We start from the raw sequence: 14515 nt of genomic DNA on the forward strand, positions 1-14515 counted from the left end.
CTAAGCTATTTGTATGCGGGGATACAGGCCCACTCCATTTTGCGGAGGGTATGGGTGTACCTGTTTTGGGAATATTTGGTGTAGGCAACTCTATCCGGCAAGTTGCTCCTATTTATTCTGAAGATAAGATCGTTCGATCGGATGTCTGCGCTTGTGACCTACTTTCCAGCAATGCCGATGTTTGTCTTTCTTCTGAGTCTTGTATGGCGAGCATTCAACCTGAAAGCGTTTTTTTTAGATTAAAGAGAAGCTTGAATTTTCCCAATTCAAATATGAAATCTATGACTCTTCCATAACATAATTATTCAATCCCTGAGTTGATTGCGATTTCTCATTTCAGAGACTAAATACAGGAGTTTATTATGTCAGAGACATGTTAGTAAATATTTACGGTTATTTAAAAAATTTTTTTGGTGTTTCTTTTAATTTATCGTTAGTCATCATCCAGAGACGGAGATATTTGTAATAAGTAGTTTGCGCATTATAGATAGCCAGAACCAATCCTATATGGCCATCTCGGAATCCTTGCCTCACAAAGTAAGTACGGACAAATGCCCAGATTCCCTTCGCAAGAGCTTTTGTTAGCGATGAAGATCCGCCTCTCGTAAACGAGTCAATGGCAGCGCCCTTGGAATACCGGTTCATCTTTTCCAGCAAGTCATCAAGCGTTCTGTAGCTGTAATGGACAATGGGTGACTTAAGGTGGCCAGCTTTTCCGTTTACTGTCATGTGCGCGTGAAGGAAGTGGTCAGTGAATCCAGCCAATGGTCGGCGTACCAAGCGCAAGGTGTAGTCTGGACGCCACCCTCCGTGTTCTATGAAGACGCCGCAAAGACTTGAATGTCGAGGTAAAAAATAGCCATCAAAGTCAGGTCGACAGATCGCAGCCTGTATTTCATCGTGCAGGTGCTCAGTGATCCGTTCGTCCGCGTCAAGAGAAAGAACCCAGTCGCTTGTGGCTAGGTTAATGCCTCTTTGTTGCTGCGGACCATATCCCGGCCAGTCGGTAGTGTGAACGTTAGCGCCCGCTTTTCTCGCCCGCGTCGCGGTGTCATCCGTGCTGCCCGAGTCAAGCACCAGGACTTCATCTGCGAAGCTGACCGAATTGATACATTCCCCAATTTGGGCCCCTTCATTCTTGGCGGCGATAATCACGGATAGAGTCACTTTTTTCATCGAGCCATTTTCCATGATATTCGGTCCTTTCAACCCGTCCAAGTTCTCCATTGCCGTGGTCACTTTTTTTTCTATGTTGGGTCTATCGCCTTGTGCGTTTGGCACCAAACGCGGATTTCTCCGCGACTTGCTAAGGCGCGGGTTCGTCATGGCATCTGGATTGACGTTGGCTCTTCTTTTGTTTTTGGGCTTCGAAAGCCACGCGTTAGCCCAATTCCGGGTCGAAGTCTCCGGCGTAGGCCTTACGCAAGTCCCCATCAGCATTGCACCCTTCAAAGGGCAAGCAACTTCCACCCAAAAGATCTCGTCCATCGTGCAGGCTGACCTGGAGCGCAGTGGGCAGTTTCGTGCTTTGAATGCAACGCACGGGCCTTTGGATGAGGTGTCGTTGCCGGACTTATCGGTTTTCCGGCAAGCGGGCTCAGATGCACTGGTCACCGGAAGCATCACTTCGCTGGCTGATGGACGGTTCGACGTGCGTTTTCGCTTGTGGGATGTTGTCAAAGGACAAGATTTGGGAGGTCAGAGCTTTGCTGTAGCGCCCTCAGATGCGCGATTGGCAGCCCACCGTGTGGCCGACTATGTCTATGAAAAGCTTACCGGCGACAAGGGCGCTTTTTCAACGCGGATCGCCTATGTAACCAAAGCGGGTCCAAGGTATCAGCTATGGGTAGCAGACTCTGATGGTGAAAACGCGCAATCAGCGCTGGCCAGTCCGGAGCCCATCATTTCCCCAGCCTGGTCGCCAGATGGGAATCAACTGGCCTATGTATCGTTTGAGTCACGCAAACCGGTGATCTATGTTCACAACATCAGTTCTGGCAAGCGTCGGTTGATCGCTAATTTCAAAGGTTCCAACAGCGCACCGGCTTGGTCTCCAGATGGGAAAACGCTGGCGGTCACTTTGAGCCGTGACGGTGGATCGCAATTGTTTTTGTTGAGTGCAGCGGGGGGTGAGCCGCGCCGCCTGATTCAGTCTGGCAGCATTGACACGGAGCCGGTGTTCTCCCCCGATGGTCGCCATATTTACTTTGTGAGTGACCGCGGTGGCTCACCACAAATTTACAAAGTGGCCATCACAGGGCAGGGTGTCGAGCGGGTGACTTTCACAGGTGCTTACAACATTTCACCAGCCATCAGCAGGGATGGCCGGTGGATGGCTTATATTTCCCGCATTGGTGGCGCTTTCAAATTACACCTGATGGACATTGAAAGCGGTAACGTTCGTGTGCTGTCGGACACGGCTGCGGATGAGAGTCCCAGTTTTGCGCCTAATAGCAAGCTGATTGTTTATGCCACCCAGTTTCAGGGCAAAGAGGCTTTGATGACCACGACATTGGATGGCAAGATCAAAGCGAGGCTCAATGGGCAAACCGGTGACATCCGCGAGCCATTTTGGGGCCCTTTTTTGAATGAATGATTTTTAGGAGTTTGTGATGAGAAGTTTGGTTTATTCCCTGGTCTTCAGTGCGTTTATGGTGGGTTGTGGTTCGACTGTTCCATTGACGGATGTTCCGGTATCCGATGCGACGGCTAACCCTGTGTCGGGCGCCTCAGGAACCGATGGCGTCTCTGGCATCAATAACGGTGGTTTGGCGTCGGGAGATTTGGGGCAGTCTGGATCGCAGGCTACTCTGCCCTTTGCGAAGCGCATTGTTTATTTTGACTACGACAGCTTTGTGATCAAGCCAGATTATCAGGATTTGGTCTCTGAAAACGCTCGGGTGGTCCTGGGGCAAGCCAATCGCAAGGTGGCGATTGAAGGGCACACGGACGATACGGGTGGCAGGGAATACAACTTGGCTTTAGGGCAAAAGCGCGCTGAGGCTGTCGCTGGGGCATTGGCGATATTGGGCGTACCCAGGAGCCAGCTGGAAGCCGTTAGTTTTGGCAAAGAAAAGCCTGCTGTCGTTGGCAATGATGAGTCTGCCTATTCGAAGAACCGCCGAGCTGAAATCCGTTATCAATGAAGCAGGTCACTGTTATGCCAATTCGTCGTTGGAAGTCTCTGTTTGTTTGTGGCGCTTGCTTGCTGACGGCCGGTTTGGGTCATGCGGCATTCTTTGAGGATGATGAAGCTCGCCGAGCGATTCGGGATTTGCGCCAGCGTGTTGAGAAGGTGAGGATAGACCAGAGCAGCAGCCAAGACGAACATGGGCGCGGTTTGCTTGAATTGCAGAGGCAAATGGAGTTGCTGCGTTCCGACATGGCCGCCATGCGCGGCGTCAACGAAAAAATGACGAAGGAGCTGGCTGACCTGCAACAGCGCCATAGAGATGACCTGCAGAGCCTATCGGAGCGACTCGTTAATTTTGAACCGTCGAAAGTGACTGTGGATGGCGTGGAATTTTCAGTCGGCCCTGCTGAAAAGCGTGACTATGAAGCGGCGCTGGCGGTTTTTAGAAAAGGCGACTTCCAGTTGGCCCAGACACTTTTCACTGGATTTTTATCGCGTTATCCAGCCACTGGTTACGCCCAGACTGCGCGGTTCTGGCTGGGTAATGCACAGTACGCCACGCGCGCCTACAAAGAGTCCATGGTCAGTTTTCGTACCCTGATCGCCAAAAACCCTGAGCATCTGCGTGCTCCTGAGGCTGTCTTGTCGGTGGCGAATTGCCAGTTGGAACTCAAAGACACTAAGGGTGCGCGCAATACATTGACAGACCTGATCAAAGCCTATCCCCAGTCTGAAGCGGCTATTGCCGCCAGGGAACGGCTTGCATCTCTCAAATAAGCGTCATTTACTTGGCGTGAAAATGACATGTTGGAAGATCGCCGATTCGCCGGCATAGATCGTCTGTTCGGTCTAACTGGCGCTCAAAGAATTAAGCGGGCGCATGTCGCTGTGGTTGGAATAGGTGGCGTTGGGTCATGGGCTGCAGAGTCGCTGGCGCGTAGTGGCGTAGGCAAGCTCACCTTGATTGACCTCGACCATGTTGCCGAATCCAACATCAATCGTCAAATCCAGGCCGTCGAAGCGAGCTTGGGACAAGCGAAAGTGTTGGCCATGCGGGATCGGATCCAGACTTTTGCGCCGCATTGCGGGGTCACTGCAATTGAAGAATTTGTGACACAAGCCAACTGGCCTGGCCTATTGCCAGAGGGTATTGATGCAGTGATAGATGCTTGCGACCAATGGCGCATCAAAACGCTCATGGCGAACTGGGCTATCAGGGGCGAAGCTATTTTTGTGACGTCTGGCGCTGCCGGGGGAAAGAAGCACGCGCAACTCTCCACTGTGGACGACTTGTCGAAAGTGACACATGACCCGCTCCTGGCAAAAGTGCGATACCAACTACGAAAGGAGTTTGCTGCACCGCGCGGTGGTAAAAAGTTGGGCCTGGCCTGTGTTTTTAGTTGCGAGCACGTAGCGCCGCCTGACGAATCTTGCAGCGCTGGCAGTGACGGCTCATTGAACTGCCACGGCTTTGGTTCCTTGGTGACAGTGACGGCAACTTTCGGCCAGTGCGCGGCTGGATACGTTTTGAATCAACTTGCAGCGAAAGCTGGGAATTTATCGGCAAGCCAGAAAAATTGGTTATAATTTAAGGCTTCGACTGGTTCGCCCAGCAAGACTAGGGATGTTAGCTCAGTTGGTAGAGCAGCGGACTTTTAATCCGTTTGTCGTGGGTTCGACCCCCGCACATCCCACCAGATAAACCTTATAAGCATTGAAAACCCCGCTATCGTAATGGTAGTGGGGTTTTTTCTTTGGTGCTCCATTGCCAGAGTATTGCCAGAATTTTTGTTATTGCCAGAATGATTGACAACTCACCCAATGCACATTGACTGCAATTCTTTCGTGACTGTCACAAATAGGGGTGGGCAGGGTGGCACAGCGCAACACCCTGCCCGGGGTTGCCAGCTCACGTCCCATGAAGAACGCACTGACTGCCGGTGTTTTCTTGAAAAGCAGCACTAACCGGCTAATCTGCCGCTGGGTGCGCCTTGCGGCCCCTCCCAGCTAGGGTTAAATAAAAAGAAACTGACCGTCCGGATAGACGTCTTGTGCGGCTACTGAGCGGGCGGCGATCCCGAAGGCTTGGGCCATTGCTTGCAGGCCGTCTATTCGGCCCGTAGCGCGACTCTTGTCCAGCTTGCGGCTACCGGCAGGGTCTTTCACCACGATGGCGTTAGCGGCGCACATTCTCAGCACGGGGTGATTGCCGTGGTTGACTCGCTCGTTAAGCAATTCGGCCTCCAGCGCGTCAAGTGCCGGTGCCATGTCTCGAAAGCCTTGACCCCACTCGATCAGTGGTAAATCACTGTCAATCTTGCCCAGCTCTTTTTTCATCAGGTCGATCCTCCAGCGGTCGTATGCAATGGCTTGGCTGCCGGTCATGTCCGTGCGACAGATGCCGCCAGCAAGGCGGTCGATGCCAAATCGCTGGACCGCAACAAACTCACGCAGGCCAGCTTCCGGCAAGAGTCCATCACCATCTCGCCACCCCAGTTCATCAAGATTCGCCAACTGTTCAGCGCCGTCGGCGTGCCTTGCCAGCCCAAGGATGAATTGGCGAAAGCCCCGCTCCTGATTGCCAAACTGCGGGAGTTGGCCAGCAAAGCGGGTGGGATGGCACCGGCACCCGAGTTGCCAAAGCTCACCGCCATTGAGGCCCTGGAGGCACAAAGCGGCAACGCCCAACTGCTGGAGCTGTTCAATCGCTATGACGAGCTCACCGCGATAGCCAAACAGTGGGTCAAGACGGCAGACGACATCAAAAAGCGCCACCCTGTCTGGTCAGAACTCATCAACTTGTTGGAGCATGCGAAAGAGCTCGGCCCTTACGCTGAACTCAAGGCTGACGCCGATGCCGTGCGCGACAACCGCACGTTGTTGGCTGACCCTGACCCGGTTCGCCCGCTGCTGGACCGAGCGTCTGACGTGTTGCGCTTGGCGCTTAACGCGAAGTTGCAAGGTTTTCAGAATACGTTCGCACATCAACAAGCCCAGCTTTCGGGCGATTCCGATTGGGCCAAGCTCAGCGCAGCGCAAAGCGGCCAGCTCACTGCTGCGCACCATCTTGAACCCGTCAAGGTGCCAGACCTTGCGACGCCTGCCCAGCTGCAAGACGCGCTGGACGACTGCAACCTGCAGCACTGGATATCCAAGACCCAGGCCCTGTCCAGCAAGTTCGAATCAGCCCGCCATGCCGCCGTGACGCTGCTGAAACCCAACGTGGTTCATGTGCCATTGCCCAAGCGCACCTTGAACAATGAAGCCGAGCTCAAAGTTTGGCTGAATGAGGTGGAGCAGTTGCTAGCGGAAAAGTTAAAGATTGGCCCTGTGGCGTTGTAACGGTTGGCAACCGTGGAAATTGTGCCAATAAATAGCCTGCTCATGCTAGTATTTGGCATGAATCTCAGCGCCGCCATTTTTACCGATAGCCAATCGCGCCTTTACAGCTGGCTCTTTGGCCAGCCCGAGCGGGCCTACCACCTCAATGAGTTACGCCGCCTCACCGGGCTGGGCAGTGCCTCTTTGCAGCGAGAGCTCAAGCGCCTAGCCACAGCGGGATTGGTCGATGCGCAAGCCGTAGGCAACCTGCGCCGTTTTCAAGCCAACCCACAATCGCCGGTCTATGCTGAACTGGTCGCCCTCACGCGCAAAACACTGGGCACCGTGCCGGTGCTGCGAGAAGCCTTGCAGCCATTGCAGCCCAATCTGCTGTCCGCTTGGGTCTATGGCTCGGTAGCCAAACAAACTGACACCGCCCGCAGTGACATTGATGTAATGCTGGTGGGGAACGACTTGTTGCTCGGCCAGGTCTTGGCCGCGCTGGAGCCAGCCGAGGCCCAATTGGGCCGAAAAATCAACCCCAACTGCTATTCACCCCAAGAGTTTGAACGTCGCCGCACTGAGCCAGACTCGTTCATCAACCGGGTGTTGTCACAGCCCACGCTGTCATTGATAGGGGATGTCCATGAGCCTGCCTGAATTGGACAACCTGGTGCGCATCGGCCAACGCAAAGCTGAGTCGCGCAACACCCAAGAAGTCACCCGCATGCTTGCCATGGCGCAGACCCGGCTGCGCGATGCGCGGTTGAAAAGTTTGTCTCTAGAAGGTCGCTTTACCAGTGCCTACAACGCCGCGCACGCCGCCGCTTTGGCGGCATTGCGCTGGCACGGCTACCGCAGCGAAAACCGCTTCACCGTTTTTCAGTGCCTGCCGCACACCCTGGGCTGGCCCGCCAACCGCTGGCGGGTGTTAGACAGCGCGCACCAGAAACGCAACCTGGCTGAGTACGAAGGCTGCCTTGACGTTGAAGAATCCACGGTGGCTGAACTGTGTGACTTGGTCCAAAGCCTGCTGACTGGCGTCCAAGCATTAATAGACAAATAAGGCTGTAGCCCCCGTCCATAAAGCGCAAACAGCTATCAAAAACATAACGATATTCTCATGCCCCCTGTCACACCCACCGCCCAGACACCCCTGACCAAACCCCTGCGCACCCAGCTTGAAAACACCGTCAAGTGCGCCCGCGATGTGGCCGAGAAGGGCTCTCACCAAGCCCCCTCAACCTGCAGCAAGGGCCGGTGGCCCTGTGAGGCAGGCGGCGGGCGCACCCCATGAAACTTTTGAAGCCTTGGCTCGCATTTGCCAGTCAGTTAGAGATGCTGCAAACACGCGGCCTGCAAGTTGAAGACCGCGCTGCTGCAATCGACTACCTGGAGCGCTTGGGTTACTACCGCTTAAGTGGCTATTGGTACCCCTTGCGCGCCGTAGACACAACGGCCTCCCGGGCGCAAGGCAAGGCGGTCAGGTTGGACGGTTTCGTCCCCGGCAGCCGTTTTGAAGATGTAGTGCGCCTGTATGTGTTCGATAAAAAACTGCGCTTGCTGGCCTTGGACGCACTGGAACGCATAGAAATGGCGGTGCGCGTAGATGTCGCGCACCTGCTGGGTCAGCGTGACCCCGGCGCCCACGAAAACCCGGCCTGCCTGCATGGCAACTTTGCCAAGAAGCTGATAACCAAAGGCCCCGACGCCGGAAAAACACAGCACCAGCTGTGGCTGACCAAATACAAATCACTGCTGAGCCGCGCGCGCAAAGAGCCCTTTGTGCTCCATCACCAGCAGCAATATGGGGCGCTGCCCATTTGGGCCGCCGTCGAAGTGTGGGACTTTGGCCTGCTCTCCAAACTTTTTGCAGGCATGCAGTACGCGGACCAAGAGCAGATTGCAGCCATCTACGGCGCTCCCACCGGCTTGGCCTTTGCGCAATGGCTGCGCAGCTTGAACTTCATTCGCAACGTGTCAGCCCACCACAGCCGCTTGTGGAACATCAACGTTGTCGAACGTGCCGCCGTGCCCGCGCACTGGCCTGTCGAGCTAGACAATGCCCGCCCGTTTTTTTACTTTTGCCTGATGCGGCAACTGCTCCGGGTGATTTGCCCCCGCTCCAGCTGGGGGCAGCGCGTGGCAGCTTTGTTGAAAGATGAATTCCCGCATGCGAACAACGCAGGGGTGTCGCTGAAAGACTTGGGTACTTTTGAGGGCTGGGCAGATGCCGTGCCCTGGAAAAATGAGCGCTGAAGTGGCCCCGCAAATGAGAACCGACGCGTACACAAAGTGCAGAGGCGCCGGGCTTATTGATGCCAATCATAAACCAGTTTGTTTCTGGACTGCTGTGCGCGCGCAAACCTGTAGCCTGCACGTTACCCAAGAAAACCATGGCTGCTCGCGCATTACCAGCAAGCGTTAGAGCCTAATTTGATTAAAAAATGTCCACCTCATACATGCCTACCGCTGACGCAGTCACCCTACCCAAACCCCTGCGCACCCAGCTTGAAAACACCGTCAAGTGCGCCCGCGATGTGGCCGAGTCGGCAGCGCGCGCCGCACTGGTGCAACTGGCCGTGCTTGACGCCAAAGCCCCCGACTATTTAAGCGAACCGCAGCGGGTTTTAAGAAGGAAACTACGCGCTCACGCCCGTTCAATAAGCGCAAGCAGCTACCAAATCAATAGCGTCGAGACGCGCCACCTGGTGTGGGAGGTGGCCTATGAGCACTGGCACCGCATGTTGTTCGCCCGCTTCTTGGCCGAAAACCACCTGCTGCTGTGGGAGCCCGGTGCGCCGGTCACGCTGGCTGAGTGCGACGAGCTGGTGCAAGACGCCACCACCAGCCTGGGTGCCAAAAGCGGCTGGGAGCTGGCGGGCAAGCTGGCGGCGCGCATGTTGCCGCAAGTCTTCAAGCCCCACAACCCGGTGTATGAACTGACTTTTGCCCCCGAACACCAGCGCGCGCTCGAAAAGCTGCTGGCTGGGCTACCGATTGACGTGTTCACCGCCAGCGACAGCCTGGGCTGGGTGTACCAGTTCTGGCAGGCCAAGCGCAAAGACGAGGTGAATGCCTCTGAGGTCAAGATTGGTGCCGACGAGTTGCCCGCCGTCACCCAGCTCTTCACCGAGCCCTATATGGTGGACTTTTTGCTGCACAACTCGCTGGGCGCGTGGTGGGCCACCCGCCACCCCAGCCAGCCGTGCCCGGTGCCGATGACCTACCTGCGCACCGTTCCCGCAACACCACCCGCTCGTCATTGCGAGGAGCGCAGCGACGCGGCAATCCATGACTCCAACGGGCTGCAAGCGCCCGCCGCTGGCAATTTTGAGGGCTGGCCGAACAGCCTGAAAGATTTCAAGCTGCTCGACCCCTGCTGCGGCTCAGGCCACTTCTTGGTTGCTGCCTTCTTGTTGCTGGTGCCGATGCGCATGGCCTCCGAAGGCTTGTCGGCCATGGACGCGGTCGATGCGGTTTTGCAAGACAACCTGCACGGGCTGGAGCTGGACGCGCGCTGCGTCGAAATTGCCGTGTTCGCGCTGGCCTTGGCGGCCTGGCGCTTCCCCGATGAAAACGGCAACCCGCTGGGCGTGCGCGCCGATATGCCCGCGCCGAATATTGCCTGTTGCGGCCTGAAGGTGGCGGCCAGCGCGGAAGAGTGGGAAGCGCTGGTGCCCGACTCGCTATTAAATTCAGAGCTACTCAGGCAGTAGATACGGGGGCTACACGGTGTTTTCTCTCAAGCCCCACTGCTGGGAAGTCTGCTGGACCCGGTGCGCAGCCTGGGTGGCGGTAGCTTGGGCCTGTTTAACTTTGATGCGCTGAAAGCGCTGCTGGAGCGTGCACTGGCCACCGAGGCCCCGGCCACGCAGTGGCGCACCGGCAGCGAAGTGGACGATGCCAGTTGGGACTTGGCCCTGACGGCTCGCGGCCTGCTCGATGCCGCGCAGTTGCTGCAGGGGCGTTACCACCTGGTCATTACCAACGTGCCTTACCTGTCGCGCGGCAAGCAGTTGGATGCGCTGAAAGACTACTGCGCAGCGCACTACCCCGACGCCAAGAACGACCTGGCTAACGTGTTTTTGGAGCGCTGCCTGGAATTGGCGCACGACCGAGGCCAAGGCGTGGTGCAAATCGTCATGCCGCAGAACTGGCTGTTTTTGACCAGCTACAAAAAACAACGGGAAAGCTTGCTTAAAAATGTGAGCTGGAACCTTTTGGCCCGCTTGGGTCCGGGCGCTTTTGAGACCATCAGCGGCGAGGTGGTGCAGGCCGTCTTGCTGACCCAGACCCGTGCCCCGGCGGGCGAAGGGTTTCAACTGCGCGGGGTGGATGCCAGTGCGCCGAAGTCGGCTGGGGGGAAGGCCGAGTTGCTGCGGGGTGGTGCGGAGGTGGTGAGCGTGAACCAGGCAGGGCAGTTGGGGAATCCGGATGCGCGGATTGCGTTGAAGGCGAGTGAAACCTCTCAGCCTCTCTTGATTGAATATGTCGATTCTTACGAGGGTATCGGTACTGGTGACTTGGCAAGGTTCCAGCTGCTTTGGTGGGAGAGCGTCTTGTCATCAATAATCGTTGTCCCCTTCAAAACCACAGCAGATGTAACCTCTGAATATTCCGGCTGCACTGGGGCACTTGTTTGGGAAAATGGCCAAGGTGATTTGCTGAATAAGGCGAAAGAGCAGGACAGTAGACCAACCCGTGGCTACAGAGCATGGGGCAAGCGTGGAGTTGCAGTCAACCGCATGCGAGACCTAAGTGCTTCACTATTTCTTGGCGAAAGATTTGATTGCAACATCGCAGCAATCATTCCGAAAGATGGGTGCAACCTGACTGCAATATGGTGTTTTGTTTCATCTGACGATTATCCAAAGATGGTTCGAAATGTCGACCAAGCGCTCAAGGTCACAAACCATACACTAGCTAAAGTCCCCTTCGACCTAGCCCACTGGCAACAAGTCGCCGCCGAGCGTTACCCCAACGGCCTGCCGCAACCCTATTCCGACGACCCAACCCAGTGGCTATTCCACGGCCACCCGCAGCCCGCCACCGACCCGCTGCAAGTCGCAGTCGCCCGCTTGGTCGGCTACCGCTGGCCAGCAGAGCAACAAACCACGCCCACGGCCCCCAATACCTCTGCAAATGATGAATTTCAAGCCAAATCGGCCTCTAGCCCTTTAGAAACGTGCGCTAGCAGCTATCAAATTGATAATATCGACCCGCCTGCACCAGCGCCTGAAAAGGCCGCTATGGCGCTGTCCGACGCAGGCTACGCCTGGATAGCCCGCTGCACTGCGCTTAGCGAACACACCGACGACGACGGCATCGTCTGCCTGCCCCCGGTGCGCGGCGAAAAGCCGGCATCGGAGCGTCTGCTGTCCTTGCTCATCGCAGCCTGGGAAACCACCGAGCCCGGTAGCTGGAAAACCGGCACGCTCGACAAGCTGCTGCTTGACGCAGGCTGCGCAGGCAAGAGCCTGGACGTGTGGCTGCGTGACCACTTTTTTGAACAACACGCCAAGCGCTTTCAACACCGCCCGTTCATTTGGCATGTGTGGGACGGATTGAAAGACGGATTTGCCGCGCTGGTCAATTACCACCGGCTCGACGCCAAAAACCTGGAGCGCCTTATCCACACCTACCTGGGCGATTGGATTCGCAACCAGGAAGCCGGTGTAGCCAACGGCACCGATGGCGCCCCGCTGCGCCTGTCCGCTGCGTTGGCCCTCAAGAAAAAGCTCGAAGCTATTCAACTTGGTGAGTCGGACGGCAAGGTTGGCTACGACATATTCGTGCGTTGGAAGCCGTTGGCCGAGCAGCCCATCGGCTGGACCCCCGACCTGAACGACGGCGTGCGCATGAACATCCGCCCCTTCATGACCGCCGAGGTACTGCGCCACAACAAGAAGCCCAAGCTCAACATAACCTGGGACAAAGACCGGGGAAAAGACGTCGAATCCGCCCCGTCGAAACCAAGAAACCAGAGTTTCGCGTGCAGCATTGGGACAGCGGGAACCCTATGTTCAATTCGCAATGAGTGAGATATCGAACCCTGAACCGAGAGACTTAGGAGGCAATACGGGTCCATTCCAAATGTTCCGGTCCCATCGATTTTACTTACCTCGGCTTTCTTAATCGTGACTGAAAAAGACTAAAATCAGGGCGGGCAGAACCTTCGAAAGGAGGCGACGCAAAGCCACCACCTAAGGATTTATCTACGGTAGCGGGGCTGCTGAAAGTGCAAACTTTTAACTAGCATTTTGCGTAGCCCGTTGCCTTTTTGGTCGCGGGTTTTTTTTCGCCTTTTTTTCCATTAGCCTGTTGTTGTGAATCAAATAACCAAAGAATTCTGAATGCCTTATCTCTCATTTCGATTATTCAAGCTTTCCTCAATTGCCGCGTCTTTAGTCCTGCTCGCGGGCTTATCGCAGGCTCATCCCTTGGACTTCCTGAGTCCCGAGCAGCGAGTCTTCATGATGAACAAGTTTTTGGATTCGCAGAATGAGTTGACAAATCAATCTGGCAAGGCCGGCGCCGTGAATGGCAGCGGGGCCGCACCTTTAACATCAGAGCAGCGAGTCAAACTGCTCAATTGGTTTATGACGGGACATACCGGCGAGGAAGTCGCCAATGTCAACAAACTGCAACCTCCGACGACTAGTGCTCCTGCAACTTCAATAGAGGCTCAATTGCTCAACTTGTTAATGAACGCCAACCCTGGTGAGCCAATTGCTTCGACTAACAAAACGGCTGTTACTAGCCCTGCTAAGACAGAAGTTGAAATGGCAACGGTATTTGACAAGTGGACTTCACTTTCGACGGGGGTAAAATTTGAACGTTTTCGGGATGGATTTTCAATCGACGGAAGTCGATATTTAGACCCTGAGGGGCGCATTGTTTCATTCGGCTTTGACGCCCAGACGGGTGACTTTACTTACGTCGTTCAAAGTGGCAACAATCAGTTTTTATTGAAGTCAGGTCGTGCTGGCGGTTTGAATGAGCCTATTGAAATCGGCAAAGTGGAATGGCGGGGCTCTTTGTGGTCGGTGGTGACTACAACGGGTAAAAAATTGTCTGGCCAGCGTCTTATTCCGCTGGCAAGAGGCTTTATTGTCGCGCGCGAAAACAGTGGTTACCGCTACGTACCTGGCAAAGGGATGCATTCATTTGTAGCCCCTGAGCAGTTTTCTATTGCCACCCATCAAAACGGAAATGTGTCTGGCACAGGGTATTTACTACTTGAGCGCACACCAGAGGAACAATTCTCTTCAAACAACAGTTTGGGGGCACTTTTAGGGAGTGTGAAAGCTTTGGGAAGCACTCTTGGTATTGGCAAGAAGGAAGACTATGCGCTGCTGAATCTCGATACTAAAAAGTTGGTTCCCGTTAATGTATCCATGGAAGACAATCGTGTGCAGGTGATGAGCATGTGCCGCGCGCGGAATTTCGTGATGGCTGAGTGTCAGCGAATGGACTCTTATGAGAGCCTATTCCAGCCCAATGGCATGCGCAACATGACCCATTATTTCTGGCGCATCAACTGGTTTGATGCGGGCGGCCGGCCTATTTTGGTGTCACAGGAAGGCGGTCTGACAAAGGTAGCTGCAACCGACTTAAATACGGCAAAAAAGGCAATACTGTTTGAACGAGTAATGGGTATTGCTGCCTTCGAAGCGGAACAGGGCACCGACGGAAAGATTGCAGTTTCTGCGCAAATGGGCTTCAGCAAAGAAGTCAAAAATGACATTGTTTCGTTCCTAGATTCTTCAATTACAGAACCATCGAAAACTGAAAAGTAAATAAGCTTAAGCAGCTCTCCGATGATTTTCAGTTCAGAATCTCTGAAGGGAAACTTCATATCCAGTTGGTATATAAATATATTGGCCGAATGAGTAGTACGTTTGGCGAAACTCGCTATCAATTCCAGTTAGGGTTGAGCAAACGCCGATAGGCGATAAATTGAGGCGATTTTTTGGTCGTGGCATATTTAGCTCATCAGAAAAACGAGCTCATTAACAAATAACTTTTATTATCAGTCAATAATTTTTGCCTTTAAAA

General features: G+C 54.8%; 15 protein-coding genes, 1 tRNA gene and 1 riboswitch. Of the genes, 14 read left to right on the forward strand and 2 right to left on the reverse strand.

Translation table 11 applies throughout. From position 1 onward, the window contains the following. Window positions 1-296, forward strand: a 296-nt coding sequence (locus BLL52_RS20425) for a glycosyltransferase family 9 protein (RefSeq protein ID WP_139313404.1), incomplete at its 5' end; no start/stop codon positions are given. Window positions 297-393: 97 nt separating this feature from the next. Here BLL52_RS20425 and BLL52_RS13785 read toward each other — a convergent pair. Further along, window positions 394-1155, reverse strand: a complete 762-nt coding sequence (locus BLL52_RS13785; RefSeq protein ID WP_241839183.1) for a glycosyltransferase family 2 protein — start codon at window positions 1153-1155, stop codon at window positions 394-396. 169 nt (window positions 1156-1324) lie between these two features. Between BLL52_RS13785 and tolB the strand changes: the two genes are divergently transcribed. From tolB to BLL52_RS13810, 5 genes are all read left to right on the forward strand, one after another. Beyond that, window positions 1325-2596 carry a Tol-Pal system beta propeller repeat protein TolB gene (tolB, locus tag BLL52_RS13790; protein WP_075587303.1) on the forward strand — a complete coding sequence of 424 codons (1272 nt, stop codon included), beginning with the start codon at window positions 1325-1327 and terminating at the stop codon, window positions 2594-2596. A gap of 16 nt (window positions 2597-2612) precedes the next feature. After that, window positions 2613-3146, forward strand: coding sequence for a peptidoglycan-associated lipoprotein Pal (gene pal, locus BLL52_RS13795; RefSeq protein ID WP_075587281.1), 534 nt, complete (start codon window positions 2613-2615; stop codon window positions 3144-3146). Continuing rightward, complete coding sequence (gene ybgF, locus BLL52_RS13800) at window positions 3143-3910, forward strand: tol-pal system protein YbgF (protein WP_075587282.1); 768 nt, start codon at window positions 3143-3145, stop codon at window positions 3908-3910. The genes pal and ybgF overlap by 4 nt, the downstream gene beginning before the upstream one ends. Window positions 3911-3937: 27 nt before the next feature. Beyond that, complete coding sequence (locus BLL52_RS13805; RefSeq protein WP_075587283.1) at window positions 3938-4720, forward strand: tRNA threonylcarbamoyladenosine dehydratase; 783 nt, start codon at window positions 3938-3940, stop codon at window positions 4718-4720. A gap of 34 nt (window positions 4721-4754) precedes the next feature. Continuing rightward, window positions 4755-4830, forward strand: a tRNA-Lys gene (locus tag BLL52_RS13810). A 316-nt stretch (window positions 4831-5146) separates the two neighbouring features. Here BLL52_RS13810 and BLL52_RS13815 read toward each other — a convergent pair. Beyond that, window positions 5147-5470 (reverse strand): terminase TerL endonuclease subunit, encoded by a 324-nt coding sequence (locus BLL52_RS13815; RefSeq protein ID WP_320060590.1) that lies wholly within the window; start codon window positions 5468-5470, stop codon window positions 5147-5149. A 33-nt stretch (window positions 5471-5503) separates the two neighbouring features. On the opposite strand from BLL52_RS13815, the gene BLL52_RS13820 reads away from it, so the two are divergent. From BLL52_RS13820 to BLL52_RS13850, 8 genes are all read left to right on the forward strand, one after another. Then, entirely contained in the window at window positions 5504-6475 is a 972-nt protein-coding gene (locus BLL52_RS13820) for a hypothetical protein (RefSeq protein WP_139313405.1), read from the forward strand. 57 nt (window positions 6476-6532) lie between these two features. Then, window positions 6533-7114 carry a nucleotidyltransferase domain-containing protein gene (locus BLL52_RS13825; protein WP_083633966.1) on the forward strand — a complete coding sequence of 194 codons (582 nt, stop codon included), beginning with the start codon at window positions 6533-6535 and terminating at the stop codon, window positions 7112-7114. Continuing rightward, window positions 7101-7520: a hypothetical protein gene (locus BLL52_RS13830; protein WP_075587286.1), complete on the forward strand. Its 420-nt coding sequence runs from the start codon at window positions 7101-7103 to the stop codon at window positions 7518-7520. The genes BLL52_RS13825 and BLL52_RS13830 overlap by 14 nt, the downstream gene beginning before the upstream one ends. A 57-nt stretch (window positions 7521-7577) precedes the next feature. Then, entirely contained in the window at window positions 7578-7751 is a 174-nt protein-coding gene (locus BLL52_RS20795) for a hypothetical protein (protein WP_156876220.1), read from the forward strand. After that, window positions 7748-8713, forward strand: coding sequence for an Abi family protein (locus tag BLL52_RS13835; protein ID WP_075587287.1), 966 nt, complete (start codon window positions 7748-7750; stop codon window positions 8711-8713). Before BLL52_RS20795 ends, BLL52_RS13835 begins: the two co-directional genes overlap by 4 nt. A 188-nt stretch (window positions 8714-8901) precedes the next feature. Next, window positions 8902-10173: a DNA methyltransferase gene (locus BLL52_RS13840; protein WP_139313406.1), complete on the forward strand. Its 1272-nt coding sequence runs from the start codon at window positions 8902-8904 to the stop codon at window positions 10171-10173. A 60-nt stretch (window positions 10174-10233) separates the two neighbouring features. Beyond that, the gene (locus tag BLL52_RS21495; RefSeq protein ID WP_075587289.1) at window positions 10234-12498 is read left to right on the forward strand and encodes an Eco57I restriction-modification methylase domain-containing protein; all 2265 of its coding nucleotides are present in this window, start codon (window positions 10234-10236) and stop codon (window positions 12496-12498) included. Between the two features lie 114 nt (window positions 12499-12612). After that, window positions 12613-12694: riboswitch (cyclic di-GMP riboswitch) on the forward strand. Window positions 12695-12810: 116 nt separating this feature from the next. Continuing rightward, complete coding sequence (locus BLL52_RS13850; protein WP_075587290.1) at window positions 12811-14256, forward strand: hypothetical protein; 1446 nt, start codon at window positions 12811-12813, stop codon at window positions 14254-14256. The last annotated feature ends 259 nt before the right edge of the window (window positions 14257-14515 follow it).

Source organism: Rhodoferax antarcticus ANT.BR, assembly GCF_001938565.1.
Taxonomy (GTDB): Bacteria; Pseudomonadota; Gammaproteobacteria; order Burkholderiales; family Burkholderiaceae_C; genus Rhodoferax; species Rhodoferax antarcticus.